Here is a 1,200-nt window from a genome sequence, read left to right as displayed (position 1 = left end):
CCGCGCTCGTGGCGGCCGTCGGGCGCCTCGGGCCGGGGTGGCTGGCGCAGCGGAACCAGACGGCGCTCGCGGTGACCGCGGGGCACGGGCTGGAGGCGCTCGACGCCTACTTCGCCCGGTACATCCCGCAGCTGGTGCTCACGGCGATCGCGACACCCGTGCTGGTCGCGGTCATGTGGTGGCAGGACTGGCCGAGCGGGCTCACGGCCCTCATCACCCTGCCGCTCATCCCGCTGTTCCTCATCCTGATCGGCATCGCCACCCGCACCGTGCAGAAGCGGCAGTGGCAGACGCTGCAGCGACTGGCCGCCCGGTTCGCCGACACCGTGCAGGGACTGTCGACGCTGCGCCTGTTCGGCCGCGACGCCCGGGCGGCCGACCGCATCGAGGCCACCGCCGACGACTACCGTCGCGAGACCATGAAGGTGCTGCGGTTCTCGTTCCTGTCGGGTTTCTCCATGGAGCTGCTGTCGTCGCTGGCGGTGGCGCTCATCGCGGTCGCGGTGGGGTTCCGGCTGCTGTCGGGCGAGCTCACGCTCGAGGTCGGGCTGTTCGTGCTGCTGCTGGCGCCCGAGGCCTTCCTCCCCATCCGGCAGGTGGGCGTGCAGTTCCACGCGGCGGCGGAGGGGGTCGCCGCGACCGAGGACGTGTTCGCGGTGCTCGACGAGGCGCGGGGCGACGGCTCCGGCGTACACGACTCGGGAGCGCCTGCCGCGGTGAGCGCCTCCGGCGCGGTCCCCGGCGCAGCCGCCGTCCGTTCGCCGGAGTCGCGAACTCGCACGGACGGGGCCCTCGTCGTAGAGCAGCTGCGCGTGCGCGACCTGCCGCCCGTGTCGTTCACCGCCGAGCGCGGCACCATCACCCTCATCGAGGGGCCGAGCGGCGCGGGCAAGTCGAGTCTGCTGGCGGCCCTGCGGGGTGCGGTGCCGTTCGCGGGCGAGGCGACGTGGTCCGGGCGTGACGTCCGCGGCCTCGCGTCGTCGGAGTGGCTGGCGTGGGCGGGCCAGTCGCCCGGGCTCATCCGCGGCACGGTGGCGGACAACGTCGCCCTCGGTGACCCGGAGCCCGATGCGGAGCGGGTGCGGAGGGCGCTCGACGCCGCCTGCGCCGAGGGCATCGACCCCGCGCGGGAGCTGGGCGTGCAGGGCAGCGGCCTGTCGGGCGGGCAGGCGCAGCGGGTCGCGGGGGCGCGGGCGCTCT

The 1,200-nt window shown here is 75.2% G+C and carries 1 protein-coding gene; it reads left to right on the top strand.

Annotated elements, in window-relative coordinates; translation table 11 throughout:
* A partial coding sequence (locus DW309_RS02645) for an ABC transporter ATP-binding protein/permease (RefSeq protein WP_136044482.1) occupies positions 1 to 1,200 on the top strand: 1,200 nt, incomplete at both ends.

Source organism: Microbacterium sp. K41 (genome assembly GCF_004794395.1).
In the GTDB taxonomy this organism is placed as follows: domain Bacteria; phylum Actinomycetota; class Actinomycetes; order Actinomycetales; family Microbacteriaceae; genus Microbacterium; species Microbacterium sufflavum.
The sequence above is the reverse complement of the archived record's forward strand: the minus strand, read 5'-3'. Positions and strand labels throughout refer to the sequence as shown.